This window comes from Enterococcus avium, from assembly GCF_002891025.1.
Classification (GTDB): Bacteria; Bacillota; Bacilli; order Lactobacillales; family Enterococcaceae; genus Enterococcus_A; species Enterococcus_A avium.
The window spans coordinates 1,581,462-1,601,241 of the sequence record NZ_NBSL01000002.1 but is presented as its reverse complement, the minus strand read 5'-3'; the positions used below and the strand labels follow the sequence as shown (position 1 = coordinate 1,601,241).

The following is a 19,780-nucleotide window of genomic DNA, read 5'->3' as shown; positions in this document are numbered from 1 at the left end:
TTTATTAAAACGAAAAAAGGGTGAGGTGTCATCGGTCAAAAGTTGTAAGTTATTCGAATTCTTCCAGCTCTAAGCTAAGTTCTTCCCAACTTGAAAGCTGTTCTTCCTGCTCAGCCTTTTTTGCTTCCAAGTCATTTGTCAATTCTAATAGCTGAACGTGATCATTCAAAATATCCGGCTGACTCATTTGGATCTCAAGTTCGGCGATCTCTTCATCCAAAGTGGAAAGTGTTTCTTCGATTGCTTCAATCTTTCGACGTAAGCTGCGAATCAGCTTTTGTTGTTCCTTATCTTGGTAAAACTTCTTTTTAGGCGCTTCGACAGGTGCTGCTTCTTTTGCCTGTAATTCAGCGATTTCTTCTTCTTCTTTTTTCTTTTCTAAATAGTAATCGTAATCACCAAGATATAACTTGCTGCCATCAGGAGACAACTCGATCACTTTGTTGGCGATACGATTAATAAAGTAGCGGTCATGGGAGACGAATAGCAGCGTTCCTTGATAATCGATCAAGGCATTTTCCAATACTTCTTTGTTATCAATATCTAGGTGGTTCGTCGGTTCATCGAGAATCAAAAAATTCTCCTTATTCATAGAAAGCTTCGCTAATGCGACACGAGCCTTTTCACCACCGCTAAGCAGTGGGATCGTTTTTTCAACATCTTCGCCGCTAAAAAGAAAACCGCCTAATACATTGCGAATGTCTTTTTCTGAAGTCGTCGGGTGTTCGTCCCATAATTCAGCTAAAATCGTCTTATTGCCGTGCAGATCAGCTTGTCCTTGATCGTAATAGCCGACTGTGACATTGGTTCCAAAATGCGGGGTGCCTTTGATGAAGGGGATTTGACCGATCAACGATTTTAATAATGTAGACTTTCCAATCCCGTTTGGTCCGACAAGGGCGATCGCATCTTCACGACGAATATCCAGATCAATGGGTTCAGAAAGTGTTTCCTCATAGCCGATAGCAGCTTCTTCGACTTGTAAGACGACGTTTCCTGAAACCTTATCGATATCAAACATGAATTTCGCGGATTTTTCTTTGCCGTCTGGTCGATCTAGGCGATCCATTTTTTCTAATGTTTTCCGGCGGCTTTGTGCGCGTTTGGTAGTGGAGGCACGAACCAAATTACGTGCAACGAAATCTTCTAATTTTTCGATTTCAACCTGCTGTTTTTCATAGGCCTTCCAGTCGCTGGCAAGCTGAGCGGCTTTTAAAACAAGATAACGGGAATAATTTCCAGTGTAATGACGGATTTTATGACGAGAAATTTCATAAATCTCATTGACGACGCGATCTAAGAAATAACGGTCATGGGAAACAATCAAGAGAGCACCAGAGTAGCCTTGAAGGTAATCCTCCAACCAAGCCAATGTCTCAATATCTAAATGATTTGTCGGTTCATCCAAAATCAAAATATCAGGTTTGACTAATAGCATTCGTGCTAAGGCAAGACGGGTTTTTTGACCACCGGATAAGGTGCTAATTTCTTTATCATAAAAGCTCTCATCGAATTTAAATCCATGCAAAACACTACGAATCTCATTTTCATAGCCATAGCCATTCTGTTCATTAAAGTCATGCTGCAGCTGATCGTATTCCTTCAGAAGAGACGCATAACGACTATCGCTTTCAGGTGTTTCGCCAATCGCCACTTCAACATCTCGCATCCGAGCTTCCATTTGGCGTACCTTATCAAAAGCCTTTAACATTTCATTCCAAATGGTCTCAGTTGAATCTAAGCCAGTATCTTGAGCGAGGTAGCCTAGGGTTGCTTGCTTATTTTTAATCACTTGCCCCGCATCTGGCGCTTCGATATTGGCGATTATTTTTAATAATGTCGATTTGCCCGCACCATTTCGTCCAACTAAACCGATTCTTGCTTTACTAGCAACTTCAAGATGAATATTTTCAAATAAAGTGTCGGCACCAAAATAGCGAGCAATTTGATTTGCTTGTAATAAAATCATTGGATAATCTTCCTTAAATTTATTTTTCCGAATGGATTTAGTCTACCATATTTTTGAAGTCGTTGCGATTGGAAGCGACCATTTCAATAAATCGTGATTTTTTCACAAAATTTCGAGCAAGTGCGTTGCAATTTCACAGAGATTCTTGCTATTATAGTTCAGTAGTCAACATTTACGAAATTTTTTTATAAAGGAGAGTTATTGTGAAAGAACATTCAATTCCAAAAGCGACTGTTAAACGATTGCCGTTGTATTATCGGTATTTGCGTATTTTAAATAATGCTGGAAAAACCAAAGTATCATCTACAGAACTAAGTGAGGCGATCCAGGTCGATAGTGCAACGATTCGCCGTGACTTTTCTTATTTCGGAGAACTTGGCAAACGCGGATATGGATACGACGTTGAAGACTTGATGCATTTCTTCGGGAAAATCTTGAATGATGACCAACTGACCAACGTAGCATTGGTTGGGGTCGGTAATTTAGGAAGCGCCTTGTTGAAATTCAAATTCCATCAAAGCAATAGTATCCGTGTCAGCTGTGCCTTTGATGTCAAAGAAGACATTGTAGGCCGTATCGTGGATGGAATCCCCGTTTATCCATTAGACAATATGGTGGAGCAAATCAAATTACAGCAAATCGAGATCGCAATCTTGACTTTGCCGGCACAACAAGCGCAACAAGTGGTTGATCAATTGGCTGATGCAGGAATCAAGGGAATCTTGAACTTTACTGCTGCTCGTCTAACTGCGCCGGATGATGTCATCATTCAAAGCGTAGACTTGACCAACGAATTACAAACCTTAATCTATTTCTTGCATCATAATAATGACAGCAAGTAAAAAAGACTGAGCACATGCCCAGTCTCCGACTATAGATACAGTCCGATTGACGGATGATATCTATAGTCTTTTTTACGTTTATAGAAAAATTGTTTATAGCTCGTCGAACAACGCTTGATAATCGATTTGTTCTTCCTGTTTGGGCAACTGCTGCAATAGATTTTCCAGTGTATGAAAATCAATAAAACGAGCTTGCCGCCCAACTTCTTTGCCCTCGTGATAGACTAAGACCGCTGGTACTGTCAAAACTTCAAAGAAGCCCGCTAACTCAGGCTCGTGCATAATATCCAAATGATAGAATGGAACATCATAGCTTTCGGCAAGATTTCTTGCTTTCGGTTCATCCACATGACAAATACTGCACGTTTCTGAAGAAATAAATACGATATTATTGGTGTTGTTCGTGATGGCTTGTTTGACGTTCTTCAATGTCTCCAATGAAATTCCCCCATTCCGTTATTAAAAAAACTCTATTTACCAAATATATGGAATCAATCGATATTTGGTCTTTTTTGTGTACTCCGAGTAGCCAGGTAGTTCATTGATCAGTAAAGCTTCTTCGTTTCTAATCCGCAAAACTAAACCCACTGGGAACAGCAGCATAGGAATTACAGCAACTACTGAACCTAAAACAATAGGCATCGATAAAAATAAAAGTAAGGAGGCAGTGTACATAGGATGGCGAATTACTGCATACAACCCTGTATCTATAACTGCTTGATTTGCCTCAACTTTAACAACACGTGCAGCGTAGGAATTCTGGATCATCACCAGTGCATACATAGCATAGCCTAAAATCATAATGAAAAGACCAATCAATGAAACATTTACTGAAAGCTGTGTCCATTCAAAACGTCGATCCAACCCAGCAAGGCTGAAGGAAAGAATAAACGAAAGTCCTATGAATCCCACATATCTTTTTTGAGAATTTTCTACTTCTTTCCCGTTGAGTCGTTTTTCCAACAAAGTGGGGTTTTTTCTATAAAGAAAACCGCCCATTGAAATCATCAAAATCGCTAAAGTCAGAAGAAAAATCCATGCATTCCAATAATAATAGGTTCCTGCAGTGCCGAATAATAGCAATCCTAAGAGTATAAAACCACAAAACATTTTTATACTTCCATACAAAAGTAGCTTTTCCTTCTTCATCGGCCATTCCCCACGATCTGAATTAGATTTCTTACTTTGATTATCTAATGCGTAAATTTGAGTGTCAACCATGTAACAGAAGATATAGAACAAGCAGTTAGCGTAAGGATAGTCAGTATTGGTCAAAATGTCAATTTTATTGTCTGGAAGAAATAGTTGTTTGATTGAATAAAAAGCGTTATACTCTCTTATGTACTGCGGGTGTAGTTTAGTGGTAAAACAGAAGCTTCCCAAGCTTCCGTCGCGAGTTCGATTCTCGTCACCCGCTTAGTCTTACAAAGCTTGATTTACCGCCGTTTGTAGAGGATGGCGGTATTTTTTTGTTCTTTGATGATTTCACCAGATTTCACCCAATGTCATAGGAAACTATAAACTTTTCTATAAACTTTTTCTAATTCAGCATTTTTGCTAGTAAATTAATCGTCTTCGTTTTCTGCTCTTCATACACACCAGCATAGGTGTCTAAGGTCATCCCAACACTAGAATGCCCCAATAGTTCGGACACGGTCTTAAAGTCTACGCCTTTACTGATAAACATCGTTGCAAATGTGTGGCGTAAAGCATGAGGGCTAAGAATAGGTAGGTTAGCTCTTTTAGCGATTCTGTGCATCCATAGCCGTGGGTGAGTAATCTGTATAAAGTTGTTATCATGATCACTGAAAACAAGTTGTTTGGCATCCATGGTATTAATCCCTACTTGAAGCATGTTCTTTCGCTGAGTTGTGCGCCACGTTTTAAGAATAGAGATAGTTGAGTCATCCAATGGAATAATCCGCTTGGATTTTTTTGTCTTTGGCTCTTCAAGATAGAGCTGCCTATTTTCTCCTCTGGTGAGCGTTTGACGAACGTTTAAGGTTTTACTATCAAAGTCGATACAATCCCATTTAAGCCCCAATATTTCTCCTTGACGGCATCCAGTGTAAGCGAGCAAATGAAAGACGGTGTAGACTTGAAAGCTCTCATTGGCTTTAGCATCTTTTAGGAATTGTTTTGTGTCACCCATTGAAAGTGCTAAAAATACGGTGATGAATATTATTGACTCAATCAAGAATGCTTTCAATTTTAATATAAGTTTTCCTAGTATTGATATTCCAAGTATTCCGTTACCACACTTTTATATTGATAGTGAGTTCAATCCGTTGAAAGGTAAAGTGCCTAGTATCGGTATTGATTGGTACGCAAAAGGTGGGGAGTTCAACGGACCCAACGTAATCGGTGTTGGTGAAGCTGGACCAGAAGCAGTTTTATCCTTACGAGAAAATGTTTTAGGTAAAATCGGTAGTATGATTGCTAAAACAATGGAACAAGATACTCGTGTTAACAACACCGGTACAACAGTCAATAATATCACTGTTGAATGGAAAGGTGATATTGATAGTCCTGATCGCACACGTCAATTAGCTCAAGTGATTGCGGATGAAATGACTGAGTTACAAAGAAACGGATTTGTATAGTTGAGAATCACTGTGAAAAGAGATACCCATTGTGTATGGATATCTCTTTTTTATCAAATGTTAGACATCCCTTAGCTCAAAACTTTTAGGATAAATGGATATAATGGAAAATCAGTACGTTGAGTTGATTGTCTAAAATTTTTCAGTAAAACGATATTGAGTGTGTTAAGATAATTTTATACATACCCCACAAGCTGGTTCGAATCCAGTGTCTTTAAAAAAATAATGTACGATTCAATACTAACTAACGCAGTATGGGAAGTATTTGTTATTACTTCGAAAAAATATAGCGAGGTGTTCGGTATGATAAAAGTAGAGATTCTTCTATTGTCGGTTGTCATTGTTTGCCTAGGAATATTGTGGGGAGGTACATATTTTTCATGGGCACGTCTTTTATGGGCGTGTTTTTTGGTATAATCTAATAAAAATATACTGGGGAGTGAATAGATTTTGACGGATAATGAGTTGCTTGAAGAACTTTATAATAAAGGATATTTATCTATACGTGAGGATTCTTATTTGAGCAGTAGAATATATGTGAAAGAATTGGTAAAAAGATTAAAAACTATTAATGAGTATGATGATCTCGAAATTGCCGATACTGGAATATATCATCCTACAAATTTGGTGGACATTCACTTTGTTTATAATAGTAATGTAGATGAAGAAAATTATCATAAGTTAATGGAAGAATTTGAGAGGATGTATTGGGAAGAAGAAAAGAAAATATAATTTTCCTGAGGTGGAAAAATGGATATATTAAACGGAGTTTTGAAATATTTAGGCGGAGCAAGTTTTGTAGTTCTGCTCTTTAAACTTTTGTGGGATTATGTACAAAATAGAAGTTTGCAGAAGAAACAAGTTGATATGCAGAAAGAAATTGAAGCTTTAAAAACAAGCCTTAGTTCTAAACTGTATGTATCGAACATGCAATATCAGAAGGAATTTGATATTTATTTAGAACTTTTCGAAAAATTAACAAACGCTGTAATCTATACTAATAGTTTGATGCCCAATCTTGACTCGGTTCCAGAGGATGCAAATAAGCGTAAAGAAATGTTTTCAGCTCGATATGATAGGTATGTGAATGCTTTAAATGCTCTAAAGATTGTGAGAATGAGATACTCACCATTTTACATGGAAAAGGTAAATAATCTAATACAGGAATTAATACAATTTTGCGATAAACAAGGATTCTATTTTGAAGAAACGAAAATAAAAGGAGATTACTCTTTTCAAAAAGGTGAAAGATTAGAAGCCTATAGGATATTACCGGAAGAAATTAAAATTCTTCAAGAAAAAATTGAAGTAGAAGTAAGAGGATATTTAAAATCGTTAATGATCAATGATGGGTCGAAATACTAAACTTTATCTCATGTGTGTTTGGAATATGTTGTTTTTGAATGAAATGCTAAATAATACTCTCTTCCTCCTAGTAATAAATTATCGCCGTCAAACGATGATTAATTTTTATCTATAAAATTATCTATAAACTTTTTCAGTAAATGCTGATATGAAGCGGTTTGTACTAGGTATATTAGAAAACAGAAGCTTCCAAGCTTCCGTCGCGAGTTCGATTCTCGTCACCCGCTTAGTCTTACAAAGATTGATTTACCGCCATTTGTGAGGAATGGTGGTATTTTTTTGTCCTCTGTCAGCTTCATGCGAATCTAGTGTTAGCCAATAAATCGATCACGTACTTTCTTCTCTTTATAAATAACTGTATAGATATCGAGAGTTTTATCATTAGTCGAAGGGCTTAGAAGATTGTTTTTAAGAGTCCACAGCTTCACTATTAAGTATGATTGTATGTGTGTCATACAGAGCTAAGGTCTTTTTTTGTATATCATTTCCCCAAACAAGTAATTTCCTTTATACTCAATTAAAGGAGGCGTTTTCAATGGAAGACAATTATGGAAAAATTTTAGTTGCTATTGATGACTCTGAACAATCGTATAAGGCCCTAAAGGAAGCACTCGCAATCGCTCGTCGAAACGACTCTCAGCTGTATATTTTAACGGTTACTGATATGTCTATTGCAATAGCTGATGCACGTATTATTCAGTATATGCGGGAATTAGCAGATGAACAATCAAAGAAAGTTACTGAGAAGATAGAACAGCATTTACCATCAGACATCAATTACACGATCCGTAAAGTAGAAGGAACGCCAAAAGTTTCAATTGTGCAATTTGCGAAAGAAACAGGAATTGATTTGATTGCTATGGGAGCGACAGGTAAAGGAGCAATTGAGAGAACTTTAGTGGGTTCTACCACATCTTACGTTGTTAGTCACGCACCCTGCAATGTTTTAGTTGTAAAGTAAGACTGTTTCAGTTTTCATGGGTGGATTTTGCAAGAAATGAAATGTCACGTGATAGATTCCTCAGTTGTCAAATAAAAGGGGGCATTTACAGTGGTCTCACCAAAAAAAGTTACCAGTCCCAAAGAAAAACTTGAACTATTACATGTTATAGAAGATGGTACCAAAACGGGTAAAGGTTACTCCATAGCAAAGTTAAGATGGAAAAACACAGAAGCATATGGCATACGGTATGATGGTGATAACGAAGAAGATAAAGGCTTTCCTACTACAGGAAGAGGGTATCAAGCTGCATGGTTCATCTTGCCTGAAGCAGTGGCGTATCCCTATTTAAAATCTTTAATTGTGCAAAGAGATATCGATTCTCGAATTGATTCTTTGATAACCGATAATAGTGAATAAACGATACATTTAGCACCTTCTTTATGGTTATGAAGAAGATTGCTGAGGTTGTGATAGTAGAATCCCAACATAGATCGTTCTAGTAGCTGTTGATGTTTCAAGCAGTCCTTCCTTCACGTATTACGTATGGATTGTTCGTAGAAAGAATAATTCCTTAAAAAGCATCCAAAAAAATTATGTGACGTTCTGCTTATTCGCACAAATTATTTGATTTTGTCGAAAATTGATTAGAAGTCCGTCATCTGCATAGACGGATAAGACATCGTAGCTTTTGATTAGCTGCGGTGTTTTTATTTTTGGTATTTATTACTTTTCTTTTAATGTACTCTTGCTATTCAATCTATGGTTGATGTATGCTAAAGGTGTTGCGGGAGGGAACTTCCGTTTAGGGTATTATATCCTGATGAAACCAACGTTTGTGGCTGAGCGTTGGTTTTTTTGTATTACTGTGAAAGCGGATTATGCGAAAAAGAATATTTTGGGTTTCTTTTCGATTTAAAAGAAATAGTTCTTTAATGAAGGAATTTATTTTGTTTAAAAATAGTGTTTTTGGTACTTGAATTTACTAGAGTTCCATTGAACCTAGGCATATACTATGTGCTAATCACGAAGGGAGGGAAGGAAAATGATTTTTGAAAGAGTTTTTCGTTGGGTGATTCGAATCAGTTTTATAATCTCAATAGTGCTTTATTGTTTAGGAATTTTTTTCTATTCCCGATTACCAGCTGAAGTTCCGATCCAATTTGGATTTGACGGAGGCGTGAATAGCTGGGGCAGCAAAATGACTGTCTTTCTTTTTCCTACACTTTTATTAGGTGTCACATTCACTACTCGCAGTAAATATGTTGACGCGAAATATCCAGTCATGACTAGGGAGAATCGTTTACACAAAATAGCATTAATAGGCTGTTTATTGCTGGTTTGGGGAGTAGGAATCTATTTGTTTTTCATTTACGCAGCGTTACTAGAATAAAAAAATCCTCGCGAGGAGGATTACACTTTGATACCAAATAAGCTAAGTATTAATAGTAGAAGCGCCGGTAACATAGCGTTCATCGTATTTAGCATCCAATGAACCATAATGGGGCTCCAAATGTTTTTTGAAAACAGATAAATCAACCCCAAATAAACGCCTAACACCATATAAGGAATCATGGCATAGATATTGCCATTAAAATTATTCCAATGTATGAGACCAAATAAAATTCCTTGAACGAATAGCATAATTAGACGTAATGCCTTATTCGTCAGTTTTCCCAACAATAAGTAACGGAAGGTAAGCTCTTCTGCAAAAGGAGCGAGAAACGGTGCTACTGCAGCCAGAACGGCCCAGCTTGGACTAAGAGTTTGTGCAGAATCGCTGTTTGAAGAAGGAAGTTCAAGTAGTTGGTTAGGAATCAATCCACGAACAACCCGCAGCAATAAAAACGTACCTGCTACCAAGACGATGCTCAATAACAATCTGCGAAAAAGTTTTTGACGGTATATATGCCATTCTGCTTTTAAAAAATCACCGAACAGATAAATCATTACTAAAAATCCAGCTAAAAAAAGTAAGGTAGAGGCTATCAGTCCAACCGTTGGATTATTTGTTAAGTGAAAGAGCGGAAAAAGATAGTTTCCGATCAATAATTCTAAAGGAATGACGAAGAGACCTAACCATTGTTTTTTACTTCTAAGCATTTTTATCCCCCATTCTTTCCTAAGTTTAAAAAAATAGGTGAGATGTGTAAAGCAATATGAAATAAAGAAAAATATGTTTGTGAAGATTTTGGTATACTAGAGTGAAGGGGGGAGATTGTGTTGGATTATCAAATGCAGAAAACAATGGGGAAATGTTTTCGCAGCAAAGGAAATAGCATTACTGGGCTCGTCAGAATTTTTGGTAGTTGGTATGACTACAAGGTGATTAATGGATCGCCCGAGCTTGGTGATATGCTGGAGGTTATCGACTTTACCAGTCGAGAGTTGTTAGTCGTTATCAATAATAAATTAGAAGAAAGTGATGTGAATTATATTGTTAATATTTAATATCATCTTAATTGTACTTGCGATCATTGTTCTCTTATTCATCGTCAGTCAAATGGTCGTGATCGTGCAGCAGGGGGAAGTAAAAGTCGTCGAGAGTTTCGGTAAATATGTAAAAACGCTGGAACCAGGGCTGCATTTTTTGATTCCAATCTTATATGTTGTTCGTCGTCGGGTTTCATTAAAGCAAACACCGATCCAAATCGAACCACAAAGTGTGATCACGCGTGATAACGTAATCGTTGAAATCGATGAAGCAATTAAGTATCACGTGACAGATGCCCGGGCTTTTGTGTATGATAATGAGGATTCTGTCACGTCAATGATCCAAGATTGCCAATCCAACTTACGAGGTATTATCGGTAAGATGGAACTGAATGAAGTATTAAATGGAACGGAAGAAATTAACGTAAATCTTTATGAAAGTGTAAAGGACATTACAGCTGGATATGGCTTGTCGATTGACCGAATCAACATCGGTGAGATTTCAGTCTCAAATGAAATCGTCAATTCAATGAATAAATTGATTACAGCCAGCCGCGATAAAGAATCATTGATTACGATTTCTGAAGGGAAAAAACAATCGGTGATCTTAGAATCAGAAGCGAAATCATCTGAAATGCAGATTGATGCGGAAGCGCGTGCGAGACAAACAAAGATCGATGCAGATGCTCGAGCAGAACGTACAAGAATCGATGCTGCTGCAGAAGCAGACCGGATCGCCAAGCTGACTGAAGCAGAAACAGCTCGAATCAGAGAAATTAATAAGGCAATTGCTGAAAGCAACTTAACAGATGAAATGATCGCCTACCTTGGGATCGAAGCCTTCAAACACGTAGTGGAAAATAATGGCAACACTGTCATTATGCCAAGCAATTTGACTGAGCTTGGAAATGTTCCGGCAATCAAAGAAATTTGGCAGCAAACCAAATAGTAGGATCAGCGTGATGGAAAAAAGATTCTATAGGAGTTGAATAACCATCGCAGCAAAGAGACAAGCACCCAAAATAGTTTCGGCAGTTGTTGTACTATTAGCGGGGATTTATGGCGCTTATTCGCAACTAAAGCCAGATAATGAGCAGAGCAACACAATAAAAGAAGTAACAGTCAGTCAGTTATCAGAGGTTCCAGATTATGACGGGCAACATCAAACGATCGAACTGAATCACAATCGTCCCAATTTTACTACAAAAGATCTTTCGTTGGAGCAGGGGGCATGGACTAGATTTTCTGACTTAGATCAGCTGAATCGTGTTGGTACTGCAAATGCAATGCTGGGAAAAGAGATAATGCCCCATCAAGAGCGGGAGCGTTTATACGTAAAACCGACTGGCTGGCGACAAAAATTTTATAATGATGAGCCTTTGTATAATCGGGCGCATTTAATTGCTTATCAGTTTTCTGGAGAGAATAATAATCTAAAAAATTTAATGACTGGAACGGCTTCACTGAACGATCCAGGCATGAATGATCATGAAAAAGAAATTGGCAACTATATTCGAAAAACCAATCATCACGTACGTTATCGTGTGACCCCCTTCTTTAAGGGGGAGGAATCAGTCGCTCGGGGTGTGCAAATGGAAGCACAAAGCATTGAAGACGATCAGATTTCATTCAATCTTTTTATCTACAATGTTCAAGACGGCATCAAAATTGATTATCAAAATGGATACTCGCAAAAGGAATAAGAAAGGAAGCTATCCGTGTTGGATGGCTTCTTTTTTGAAAAAAGAGCACTGTGTGACAAGCGTAAGATTCTGAAATTAGGTAAAATCTATAGTAACTATCAATAAATGGAAGAAAGCGGGTGTTACCATGCAATGGCACGAGGTATTTCATGGCGATCAGGAACCGACAGAACAACAAATTAAGGATTTTATTGCGACTCCTCTTTGGCAGGACTTATTAGATCATTTAACGCAGACTTACCGGATAAAACCCAAAAAAACCTATAGCAGATGCTCAATGGGAGATGGATATTGGATGGGCTGGAATATAAAATTTCAAAAGAGCGGAAAATCATTGTGTACAGTCTACCCAAAACAAGGTTTTTTTGTAGCTATGATTTCCTTTAGTGCTAAGGAGTTAGATGACGCAGATGTGTTGATCCAAATGTGTGAGGACTACACGAAGGAGAAATACCAAGAGGCTAAAGCTAGTAAGCTTGGCAAATCAATTTCTTTTGAGGTAACGAATGAAAGAATTTTAGCGGATATCAAAGAATTAGCTGCTTTCCGCGCACCATCAACGAAAAAAATACGATCATCAATTGCCTAAGAATTTTCTTAGGCTTTTTGTTTGCGATTGCGCTAACCTTCAAAATCCGAGAAAATGAAAAGAAGAAATTCGAGGAGGAAACTAATGGAAGAGTACCAGAAAGAACGATACGCAGTCGCAGCGATGACGCTTAGCAAAAAACTAATACGAAGAAACTTTCATCCTATTATTTGTGAAAATCTAGAAGAAGCTAGAGTCCAAGCTTTGGAATTGATTGATCCAAAAAAGTCAGTCGGTTTTGGGGGTTCAATCACAGTTGAACAATCTGGAATTATTGAAGCACTGTACAGTCGAAATCAAAAAATGATTGATCGTGAAAAAACAACTACGTTAGAAGAACGACAGCAAGTAATGAAACAAGCATTAACGTCCGATTATTTCTTAACGAGTATCAATGGAATAACGGAAGAGGGCGAGTTAGTGAATGTTGACAGTGTGGGAAACCGAGTTGCGGCAATTACTTATGGACCTGATAAAGTCCTCGCTTTTGTTAGTATGAAAAAAATGTATGGAGATTTAGCGACAACACTCGAAATAGTACGTAAAAATACTGCACCATTAAATGCGCACCGTTTAGGATTGAAAAAGACACCTTGTATCCAAAAGGGAATATGTGGAGACTGTTTACAAATGGAATATATTTGCAATACGATCGCAATTACGCGACGTTCAATGATGAAGGATCGGATTTTCATCTATTTAATTATTGATGATGTGGGTTTGTAGCTGATTGGAATGAAAATGAAGAAGCAAACAAAAAAACAACCGGATAATTCATTCTCCGGTTGTTTTCTTAATATTCTAGCTTAATGAACTACTATTTTCCATTACTTCATCGATTAAGCCATAAGCTTTGGCTTCTTCGGCAGTCATAAAGTTGTCGCGATCTGTGTCACGTTCGATGACTTCGATGGGTTGTCCAGTCCGTTCAGCCAAGATGTTGTTCAAACGTTCGCGTGTTTTTAAGATATGGCGAGCCGCAATTTCAATTTCAGTAGCTTGACCTTGCGCACCACCTAGAGGTTGGTGAATCATGATTTCAGCATTTGGCAAAGCGAAACGTTTACCCTTCGCGCCAGCGGTCAATAGGAAGCTTCCCATTGAAGCTGCCATACCAAGTACGATGGTTTGAACGTCAGCTTTAACAAAGTTCATGGTATCAAAAATGGCTAAGCCAGCAGATACGCTACCACCTGGAGAGTTAATGTAAAGATAAATATCCTTTTCAGAATCTTGGGCATCCAAGAAAAGTAATTGGGCGATAATCGTGTTCGCCATATCATCGTTTACCTCACCGCTCAACATGATGATGCGGTCTTTTAATAAACGGGAATAAATGTCGTAAGCACGTTCGCCACGAGATGATTGTTCAATGACTGTAGGCACTAAATTCATAGTGAATCCTCCTTAAAATAGTATTCGTAAATTAGTTTAGCACAAACGAGGTTGGATTGCTAAAACATAAAGAAAGTATACAACGTTGGTCAGTTTTGGTCAAATAGAAGGCTTCGTTTTTTTAAACGGCTCAAACTATCCTAGAAACATGAAAATATGGTACTATTAATAGCGCAGACAAGCGGATATCATTTTCACTTTTCCAAAGTTCGAGAAAGTAACATTTTGGTGGAAAGATATATGGACTGAGAACTGGTTTTATTTGAAAAAATAATTCCACTAATATTATGAAACAGGAGGGAAAAAATGTGGAAATCGCATTTATTGGACTAATCGGCGTATTGATTGGAGCAGGTATTACAGGGATTGCTGTTTTCTTTGTTTTTAAGTATATTGATCTACGCCATAAACGGGAAAGAGAGCTGGAGCATCAAGTCAAAGAAATTGAGACAATTAATCTCTTGAATAAAAAAATCAACGAAATTCTATCTAAACGGAATGTTTTGATGCAAGATTATGTATCATTTAATTCATTTGACGATTGTTACATCACCATAGACGATTTCATTTACTTGAATTCTTTTACCGCACAAAATAATTTTTATTTACCAAATTATTTGATTGAGGAATTCTTTAAAAATATTTCGCATCGAAAAGTTATTTTATCTCCTGAAGAAACGGTCAAAATCGGCGGCTACACTTATAAGGGTGGACGGATCGTTATGGAAACTTTTTCTGAACAATTGATTGAAATTTTAGACGAGAAAAGACAAAAGCTATCTCGTTCAACAAAACAACCCTTAAGTTATTTCAAAGCGCAATAGTGTTTTTCATAAAACATAAAACAAATTTAAATCAGATTATTTTTATAATAATTTGTAACTACGGACGAGGTGATACTAGATGACAGTAATTATCGCTCATCGCGGGAGTGCAGGGACTCATCCAGAGAATACGTTGCCTGCGTTCATGGAGGCAGTACGATCAGGTGCGGATGGGATAGAGCTGGATGTGCATCTAACGGCAGACCAGCAATTAGTAGTTATCCATGATGAGAGCGTTGATCGCACAACAAATGGTAAGGGTTTGATTCGTGAATTAACACTAGAAGAAATCAAGAAATTAGATGCCGGCAGCTGGTTTGATAAAAAATATCAAGCGACTAAAATATCGACACTGCAAGAGGTATTGAATTTACTATTACAAATGCGGTTTCGGGGCTTTTTATGCATTGAGATTAAGACTAATAAATTTCACTATCCAGGAATTGAGGAAAAAATTTCTCAAGTCATGACTAGCAAGGAATGGCCATTTACTTATTGGTATGCCAGCTTCAATTATGATTCTTTACGGATTATGCACGAGTATGAACCAGATGCACAGTATGATTTGATTCAAAAAAATGATTTAGAAAAATACCAAATTGTTTTGGACAGTAATTTTATTGAAGGGCTTCATCCAAGTTCTGATTGGGTAAAACAGCATCCGGAGATTGTCAAAAACTTCAAAAAGTCGATTCGACCTTGGACACCCAACTTATACGAAACGCTGATGATGTGTTTTGAAAACAATTTAGCTGGTGTCATTACTGATTTTCCGGAAAAAGCTATTCGAACGAGAAGCAGGTTCAAGCAATGAAAGTGATCGCAATTGTAGGGCCAACAGCTGTTGGAAAAACGAGTTTAAGTATCGAATTAGCAAAGCAATTCAACGGAGAAATTATCAGTGGTGATTCTATGCAGGTTTATCGCGGATTAGACATTGGCACCGCTAAAGTTACAGCTGAAGAGATGGAGGGAATTCCCCATCATTTGATTGATGTACGTGATGTTGACGAAAGCTATTCTGCGGCGGATTTTCAAAAGGCCGCCAGAAAAGCGATTCAAGAAATTAGCGACCGTGGAAAATTGCCAATTATTGTTGGCGGGACGGGTCTTTATATACAGTCCTTGCTATGGGATTATAAGCTTGGCAATGAAGGTGAGCTTGAGGATGATTCCCTTCGCGCGAAGTATGAAGCTTTTGCCAAAGAAAATGGAAATCTGGCCTTATGGGAAAAGTTACAGCTAACCGATCCATTGGCCGCTGAGAAGATCCACTGCAATAATCGTAAGAAAATGATTCGAGCATTAGAGGTTTTCGAGTTAACCGGACATTCTATTTTAGAACCGAAGGAACAGCCGAAGGAACTCTATAATAGTTTTCTGATCGGTTTAAATACTGACCGGTCGATTTTGTATCAACGGATCAATCAACGCGTGGATATCATGGTAGAACAGGGGCTGTTAGCAGAAGCCAAGAATTTAGCAAAAAATCCAACTGTTCAAGCTGCGCAGGGGATTGGCTATAAGGAATTTTTTCCTTATTTATCGGGCGGTTCTTCATTGGAAGCGGCGCTGGAAGAAGTAAAGCTGCATTCAAGACGTTATGCTAAGCGCCAACTGACCTGGTTTCGCAATCGTATGTCCGTTCGTTGGTATGACTTGATTCAACAGCCGGAAAAAATTGATGAGATCAAAACAGAGATTGCTACTTGGTTGGCAAAAGACAATCCAATTTCTAATGAGAAATAAGCAATAATGGGTTGATTCATAGGAAGCATTCAGAGCAAGACTTTTTCATTTTGAAAAATATCGTATTACTAAATTAGGAGGAAACGGTTTGTCAGAAAGAGTCATATTAGTCGGCGTCGAGACAGACGAGAGTAAATATAATTATTTAGAATCAATGCATGAGTTGGCCGGACTAACCAAAACAGCTCATGGTGAAATTGTTTTTTCATTAACTCAAAAGCGTCCTAAAGTAGATCGGCAAACGATTATTGGAAAAGGAAAATTGGAAGAACTGGCGCAACTGGTGGATGCGCATGAAGCTGAATTAGTGATTTTTAATCATTCCTTATCTCCTAGGCAAAGTCAAACAATCGAAGCGCAGGTAGGTGTCCCAGTAATTGATCGTATCCAACTGATTTTAGACATTTTCGCTCAGCGGGCTCGTTCAAAGGAGGGAAAGCTGCAAGTTGAGTTGGCTCAGCTAGACTATTTATTACCGCGATTAGTAGGACAGGGGCAAAGCTTGTCTCGTCTTGGCGGCGGGATTGGAACGCGTGGACCTGGGGAAACAAAGCTGGAAACAGATCGTCGTCACATTCGTCGTCGTATTACCGCGATAAAAAAAGAGTTAAAAGAAGTCGAAGCTCACCGTGAACGGAGTCGCCAAAAACGTCAACAATCTAGTATTTTCCAGATGGGCTTGATCGGCTATACGAACGCTGGCAAATCGACTATTTTAAACTTGTTGACGAATGCTGACACGTATTCTGAAGATAAATTGTTTGCGACCTTAGATCCATTAACGAAGCGTTGGCATTTGCCTCAAGGGATGGAGACTACGATCACAGATACGGTTGGCTTTATTCAAGACTTGCCGACACAATTAGTTGATGCTTTTCAATCGACTTTAGAAGAAAGCAAGGGAATGGATCTTCTATTGCATATTGTAGATGCTAGTGCGGAAGATCGTCAGCAGCAGGAAAAGACAGTGATTGATTTATTGAAAGAACTTGAAATGGATGATATTCCCATGCTGACGATATACAACAAAGCCGATCGAATCGATGAATTTTCTTTTGCGCCGACTTTATTCCCAAGCGTGTTGATTTCTGCGAAGACCAACAAAGGCAAGGAACTATTAGCTGAGGCGATCAAACGTGAAATCATGAATCTACTGGAACCCTATATACTGACTTTGAATGCAGATGAGGGGCAGGCTTTGAGCGAAATGAAACGAGAGACTCTTGTTCTAAGTGAAAACTTTGATGAAGAAAATGAGCAGTATATCATTCGAGGATTTGCGAAGAAAAAATCTCTTTGGATTAGGAGAATGGAAGATGAACTGGACGACTAAGCTAGCACCAGAGCTGGTTGAGAAAATTGATCAGATTGATCAAAAAATTGCAAAACGGCTACAAGAAGTAAGAGAAATTGCTTTGTCGAATCAGGCAAAAGTATTAACGGCTTTTCGTGAAAATCATGTGTCGGAAAGTCATTTTCTGCCCTCAACTGGTTATGGAAATGATGATCTAGGACGAGATGTTTTGGAGTCTGTTTATGCGCAGACATTTGGTGCTGAAGCTGCCTTAGTTCGTCCTCAAATTGTTTCGGGAACCCACGCAATTGCGACCTCGCTATTTGGTGTGCTGCGTCCTGGTGATGATTTATTGTATATCACGGGGACTCCTTATGACACATTATTAGAGGTTATTGGCATTCAAGGCAATGGCATCGGATCATTTAAGGAATACAATATTGGTTACGACAAGGTAGATCTTTTAGAAGATGGAAATGTCAATTTTGCCAGTGTAAAGGAAAAGATTACCGACAAAACGAAAGTGGTGGCGATTCAACGCTCACGCGGGTATGCTTCACGTCCATCCTTTACCATTGAAAAAATCAAAGAGATGTGCGATTTTGTCAAAAGTATTGCGCCAAATATCGTAATTTTTGTAGATAATTGCTACGGTGAATTTGCGGAGCTATTGGAACCTACCCAAGTTGGTGCGGATCTTATGGCGGGTTCTTTGATTAAAAATCCTGGTGGTGGAATTGCTAAAACTGGTGGCTATATTGCTGGGAAACAAGCGCTAATTGAGCGATGTGCTTATCGTTTAACCACTCCTGGCGTAGGTGCCGAAGGAGGGGCTATGTTGGGCAGCGTCTTTGATATGCTGCAGGGCTTTTTTTTAGCACCACATGTCGTGAGTCAAGCGATTCAAGGGGCGATTTTCTCTTCGGCGTTGTTAGCTGAATATCAGTTGGAATCAACACCCAAATGGGATCAACCACGAACGGATTTAATCCAGTTAATTGATTTTCGTGATCGTGAAAAGATGATTCAATTCTGCCAAGCTATTCAAAAATATTCGCCAATTGATGCGTATGTTGCCCCGATACCTTCTTATATGGCAGGCTATGAGGATGACATTATCATGGCTGCAGGAACGTTTATTCAAGGAGCAAGTATCGAGTTGAGCGCAGACGGCCCGTTGAGAGAACCTTATTCACTCTACTTACAGGGTGGTTTAACTTTCGAACATGTTAAAGTCGCAGTGACCAATGCTGTAAATGAAGTTTATCATGAATCATAAATCCGAAGTCCTAGCGATTTCGGTTTTTTTATATGGAAGTCAATTCCAATGCTTTCTCCACAAAAAATAATTTTTGATCATGGTTAAAATAAACTAAATAGGTATGGTTCTCCATAAAGTAATCATAGATGAGACCGATATATCCAGCCATCGGATATCCTTTTTTAATTTTGACGCACGTACCGATGTCAAATTTTTGCACTTTTCTCCCAGTCTCCTTTTTTTGATCAGTATATCAAAAAAACTGTTCTTTAAAAACGTTGATATACTGCATTTTTTTCGCAAAAAACGAACATTACTAAATTCTATGTAAGAAAATCTAACATTAACCCTTGACGATTGGTCTATCGGGTGGTATTCTTTTTTCAACATCAAAAAACAAGGAGGAGATGTTATGCGGGAAAAAGAATTGCGACGTTCGCTTGCCGTTTTTCCAATTGGTACAGTTATGAAGTTAACAGATTTGACTGCAAGACAGATTCGGTACTATGAGGAGCAAGAATTGATCCACCCAGAACGAAGTGAAGGTAACCGTAGGATGTATTCTCTAAATGACATTGATGTACTGCTAGAAATCAAAGATTATTTATCTGATGGACTTAACATGGCAGGGATCAAGCGTGTCTATCAAATGCGACAAGAAGAAGTCAAAGCTGCCAAAGAGAAACCGCCATTAACTGATAAAGATGTTCGTCGAATTTTTTATGACGAAATGCTAACTCAAGGCGGGTTTCAACAACAAAATCCATATCAATCACAAGGTCCTAAGCTGTAGTGGTTGTGGAATATAAAAAA

Annotated in this window: 25 protein-coding genes and 1 tRNA gene; 19 read left to right on the top strand and 7 right to left on the bottom strand. The window is 38.2% G+C overall.

Annotated features, from left to right (window positions below; all coding sequences use genetic code 11):
• Positions 1-49 precede the first annotated feature (49 nt).
• Positions 50-1,969, bottom strand: a complete 1,920-nt coding sequence (locus tag AUF14_RS08190; RefSeq protein ID WP_049219696.1) for an ABC-F family ATP-binding cassette domain-containing protein — start codon at positions 1,967-1,969, stop codon at positions 50-52.
• A 203-nt stretch (positions 1,970-2,172) separates the two neighbouring features.
• Between AUF14_RS08190 and AUF14_RS08185 the strand changes: the two genes are divergently transcribed.
• Positions 2,173-2,811: a redox-sensing transcriptional repressor Rex gene (locus tag AUF14_RS08185; RefSeq protein WP_016181963.1), complete on the top strand. Its 639-nt coding sequence runs from the start codon at positions 2,173-2,175 to the stop codon at positions 2,809-2,811.
• A 93-nt stretch (positions 2,812-2,904) separates the two neighbouring features.
• On the opposite strand, the gene AUF14_RS08180 is transcribed toward AUF14_RS08185, so the two are convergent.
• Together AUF14_RS08180 and AUF14_RS08175 are read right to left on the bottom strand one after the other, a co-directional pair.
• Positions 2,905-3,249, bottom strand: a complete 345-nt coding sequence (locus tag AUF14_RS08180) for a thioredoxin family protein (protein ID WP_049219694.1) — start codon at positions 3,247-3,249, stop codon at positions 2,905-2,907.
• A gap of 36 nt (positions 3,250-3,285) precedes the next feature.
• A complete protein-coding gene (locus AUF14_RS08175) occupies positions 3,286-4,032 on the bottom strand; it encodes a methyltransferase family protein (RefSeq protein WP_227656335.1) in 747 nt (248 codons plus the stop codon).
• A gap of 125 nt (positions 4,033-4,157) precedes the next feature.
• Between AUF14_RS08175 and AUF14_RS08170 the strand changes: the two genes are divergently transcribed.
• A tRNA-Gly gene (locus AUF14_RS08170) sits at positions 4,158-4,228 on the top strand.
• Between the two features lie 123 nt (positions 4,229-4,351).
• Here AUF14_RS08170 and AUF14_RS08165 read toward each other — a convergent pair.
• Complete coding sequence (locus tag AUF14_RS08165; RefSeq protein WP_082158478.1) at positions 4,352-4,963, bottom strand: site-specific integrase; 612 nt, start codon at positions 4,961-4,963, stop codon at positions 4,352-4,354.
• Here AUF14_RS08165 and AUF14_RS08160 point away from each other — a divergent pair.
• The 6 genes from AUF14_RS08160 to AUF14_RS08135 all read left to right on the top strand — a co-directional run bounded on the left by AUF14_RS08160 (position 4,953) and on the right by AUF14_RS08135 (position 9,112).
• On the top strand, positions 4,953-5,414 hold the full coding sequence (locus AUF14_RS08160; protein WP_049220368.1) for a phage tail tape measure protein: 462 nt from the start codon (positions 4,953-4,955) through the stop codon (positions 5,412-5,414). The genes AUF14_RS08165 and AUF14_RS08160 overlap by 11 nt on opposite strands.
• A gap of 450 nt (positions 5,415-5,864) precedes the next feature.
• Positions 5,865-6,146, top strand: a complete 282-nt coding sequence (locus tag AUF14_RS08155) for a hypothetical protein (RefSeq protein ID WP_049220370.1) — start codon at positions 5,865-5,867, stop codon at positions 6,144-6,146.
• An 18-nt stretch (positions 6,147-6,164) separates the two neighbouring features.
• A complete protein-coding gene (locus AUF14_RS08150; RefSeq protein ID WP_102865989.1) occupies positions 6,165-6,779 on the top strand; it encodes a hypothetical protein in 615 nt (204 codons plus the stop codon).
• Between the two features lie 535 nt (positions 6,780-7,314).
• Positions 7,315-7,740, top strand: coding sequence for a universal stress protein (locus AUF14_RS08145; RefSeq protein WP_102865988.1), 426 nt, complete (start codon positions 7,315-7,317; stop codon positions 7,738-7,740).
• A 90-nt stretch (positions 7,741-7,830) separates the two neighbouring features.
• Positions 7,831-8,139 carry a hypothetical protein gene (locus AUF14_RS08140; protein ID WP_016181967.1) on the top strand — a complete coding sequence of 103 codons (309 nt, stop codon included), beginning with the start codon at positions 7,831-7,833 and terminating at the stop codon, positions 8,137-8,139.
• A 625-nt stretch (positions 8,140-8,764) separates the two neighbouring features.
• Entirely contained in the window at positions 8,765-9,112 is a 348-nt protein-coding gene (locus tag AUF14_RS08135) for a DUF1648 domain-containing protein (RefSeq protein ID WP_016181968.1), read from the top strand.
• 20 nt (positions 9,113-9,132) lie between these two features.
• Here the strand turns inward: AUF14_RS08135 and AUF14_RS08130 are convergent, their stop codons facing one another.
• Positions 9,133-9,822: a CPBP family intramembrane glutamic endopeptidase gene (locus AUF14_RS08130; protein ID WP_049220622.1), complete on the bottom strand. Its 690-nt coding sequence runs from the start codon at positions 9,820-9,822 to the stop codon at positions 9,133-9,135.
• A gap of 117 nt (positions 9,823-9,939) precedes the next feature.
• Between AUF14_RS08130 and AUF14_RS08125 the strand changes: the two genes are divergently transcribed.
• From AUF14_RS08125 to AUF14_RS08105, 5 genes are all read left to right on the top strand, one after another.
• Positions 9,940-10,170 carry a hypothetical protein gene (locus AUF14_RS08125; protein ID WP_225844274.1) on the top strand — a complete coding sequence of 77 codons (231 nt, stop codon included), beginning with the start codon at positions 9,940-9,942 and terminating at the stop codon, positions 10,168-10,170.
• Positions 10,157-11,101 carry an SPFH domain-containing protein gene (locus AUF14_RS08120; protein ID WP_016181971.1) on the top strand — a complete coding sequence of 315 codons (945 nt, stop codon included), beginning with the start codon at positions 10,157-10,159 and terminating at the stop codon, positions 11,099-11,101. The genes AUF14_RS08125 and AUF14_RS08120 overlap by 14 nt, the downstream gene beginning before the upstream one ends.
• A 46-nt stretch (positions 11,102-11,147) precedes the next feature.
• Positions 11,148-11,855, top strand: a complete 708-nt coding sequence (locus AUF14_RS08115) for a DNA/RNA non-specific endonuclease (protein ID WP_049220624.1) — start codon at positions 11,148-11,150, stop codon at positions 11,853-11,855.
• A 127-nt stretch (positions 11,856-11,982) separates the two neighbouring features.
• Positions 11,983-12,444: a DUF3788 domain-containing protein gene (locus tag AUF14_RS08110; RefSeq protein ID WP_049220626.1), complete on the top strand. Its 462-nt coding sequence runs from the start codon at positions 11,983-11,985 to the stop codon at positions 12,442-12,444.
• An 84-nt stretch (positions 12,445-12,528) separates the two neighbouring features.
• Entirely contained in the window at positions 12,529-13,170 is a 642-nt protein-coding gene (locus tag AUF14_RS08105; RefSeq protein ID WP_049220628.1) for a lactate utilization protein, read from the top strand.
• A gap of 75 nt (positions 13,171-13,245) precedes the next feature.
• On the opposite strand, the gene clpP is transcribed toward AUF14_RS08105, so the two are convergent.
• Complete coding sequence (clpP, locus tag AUF14_RS08100) at positions 13,246-13,839, bottom strand: ATP-dependent Clp endopeptidase proteolytic subunit ClpP (protein WP_016181975.1); 594 nt, start codon at positions 13,837-13,839, stop codon at positions 13,246-13,248.
• Between the two features lie 308 nt (positions 13,840-14,147).
• Here clpP and AUF14_RS08095 point away from each other — a divergent pair, with 308 nt between their 5' ends.
• The 5 genes from AUF14_RS08095 (at position 14,148) to AUF14_RS08075 (ending at position 18,985) form a co-directional block, all read left to right on the top strand.
• Positions 14,148-14,663 (top strand): hypothetical protein, encoded by a 516-nt coding sequence (locus tag AUF14_RS08095; RefSeq protein WP_016181976.1) that lies wholly within the window; start codon positions 14,148-14,150, stop codon positions 14,661-14,663.
• Between the two features lie 79 nt (positions 14,664-14,742).
• On the top strand, positions 14,743-15,477 hold the full coding sequence (locus AUF14_RS08090; protein ID WP_016181977.1) for a glycerophosphodiester phosphodiesterase: 735 nt from the start codon (positions 14,743-14,745) through the stop codon (positions 15,475-15,477).
• The gene (miaA, locus tag AUF14_RS08085) at positions 15,474-16,412 is read left to right on the top strand and encodes a tRNA (adenosine(37)-N6)-dimethylallyltransferase MiaA (protein WP_102865987.1); all 939 of its coding nucleotides are present in this window, start codon (positions 15,474-15,476) and stop codon (positions 16,410-16,412) included. Before AUF14_RS08090 ends, miaA begins: the two co-directional genes overlap by 4 nt.
• Before the next feature lie 88 nt (positions 16,413-16,500).
• Positions 16,501-17,745, top strand: a complete 1,245-nt coding sequence (hflX, locus tag AUF14_RS08080) for a GTPase HflX (RefSeq protein ID WP_016181979.1) — start codon at positions 16,501-16,503, stop codon at positions 17,743-17,745.
• The gene (locus tag AUF14_RS08075) at positions 17,729-18,985 is read left to right on the top strand and encodes a methionine gamma-lyase family protein (protein ID WP_049220632.1); all 1,257 of its coding nucleotides are present in this window, start codon (positions 17,729-17,731) and stop codon (positions 18,983-18,985) included. The genes hflX and AUF14_RS08075 overlap by 17 nt, the downstream gene beginning before the upstream one ends.
• 28 nt (positions 18,986-19,013) lie before the next feature.
• Here AUF14_RS08075 and AUF14_RS22495 read toward each other — a convergent pair whose 3' ends face one another.
• Positions 19,014-19,187 carry a KOW domain-containing RNA-binding protein gene (locus AUF14_RS22495; protein WP_016181981.1) on the bottom strand — a complete coding sequence of 58 codons (174 nt, stop codon included), beginning with the start codon at positions 19,185-19,187 and terminating at the stop codon, positions 19,014-19,016.
• 192 nt (positions 19,188-19,379) lie between these two features.
• Between AUF14_RS22495 and AUF14_RS08070 the strand changes: the two genes are divergently transcribed.
• On the top strand, positions 19,380-19,760 hold the full coding sequence (locus AUF14_RS08070; protein WP_010744471.1) for a MerR family transcriptional regulator: 381 nt from the start codon (positions 19,380-19,382) through the stop codon (positions 19,758-19,760).
• The last annotated feature ends 20 nt before the right edge of the window (positions 19,761-19,780 follow it).

Bases quoted from the DNA above. Each gene is read 5' to 3' on its own strand.
- AUF14_RS08190 (WP_049219696.1), bottom strand. From the start codon at position 1,969: ATGATTTTATTACAAGCAAATCAAATTGCTCGCTATTTTGGTGCCGAC.
- AUF14_RS08175 (WP_227656335.1), bottom strand. From the start codon at position 4,032: ATGGTTGACACTCAAATTTACGCATTAGATAATCAAAGTAAGAAATCT.
- AUF14_RS08165 (WP_082158478.1), bottom strand. From the start codon at position 4,963: ATGGGTGACACAAAACAATTCCTAAAAGATGCTAAAGCCAATGAGAGC.
- AUF14_RS08150 (WP_102865989.1), top strand. From the start codon at position 6,165: ATGGATATATTAAACGGAGTTTTGAAATATTTAGGCGGAGCAAGTTTT.
- AUF14_RS08145 (WP_102865988.1), top strand. From the start codon at position 7,315: ATGGAAGACAATTATGGAAAAATTTTAGTTGCTATTGATGACTCTGAA.
- AUF14_RS08135 (WP_016181968.1), top strand. From the start codon at position 8,765: ATGATTTTTGAAAGAGTTTTTCGTTGGGTGATTCGAATCAGTTTTATA.
- AUF14_RS08130 (WP_049220622.1), bottom strand. From the start codon at position 9,822: ATGCTTAGAAGTAAAAAACAATGGTTAGGTCTCTTCGTCATTCCTTTA.
- AUF14_RS08110 (WP_049220626.1), top strand. From the start codon at position 11,983: ATGCAATGGCACGAGGTATTTCATGGCGATCAGGAACCGACAGAACAA.
- AUF14_RS08105 (WP_049220628.1), top strand. From the start codon at position 12,529: ATGGAAGAGTACCAGAAAGAACGATACGCAGTCGCAGCGATGACGCTT.
- clpP (WP_016181975.1), bottom strand. From the start codon at position 13,839: ATGAATTTAGTGCCTACAGTCATTGAACAATCATCTCGTGGCGAACGT.
- AUF14_RS08090 (WP_016181977.1), top strand. From the start codon at position 14,743: ATGACAGTAATTATCGCTCATCGCGGGAGTGCAGGGACTCATCCAGAG.
- miaA (WP_102865987.1), top strand. From the start codon at position 15,474: ATGAAAGTGATCGCAATTGTAGGGCCAACAGCTGTTGGAAAAACGAGT.
- AUF14_RS08075 (WP_049220632.1), top strand. From the start codon at position 17,729: ATGAACTGGACGACTAAGCTAGCACCAGAGCTGGTTGAGAAAATTGAT.
- AUF14_RS08070 (WP_010744471.1), top strand. From the start codon at position 19,380: ATGCGGGAAAAAGAATTGCGACGTTCGCTTGCCGTTTTTCCAATTGGT.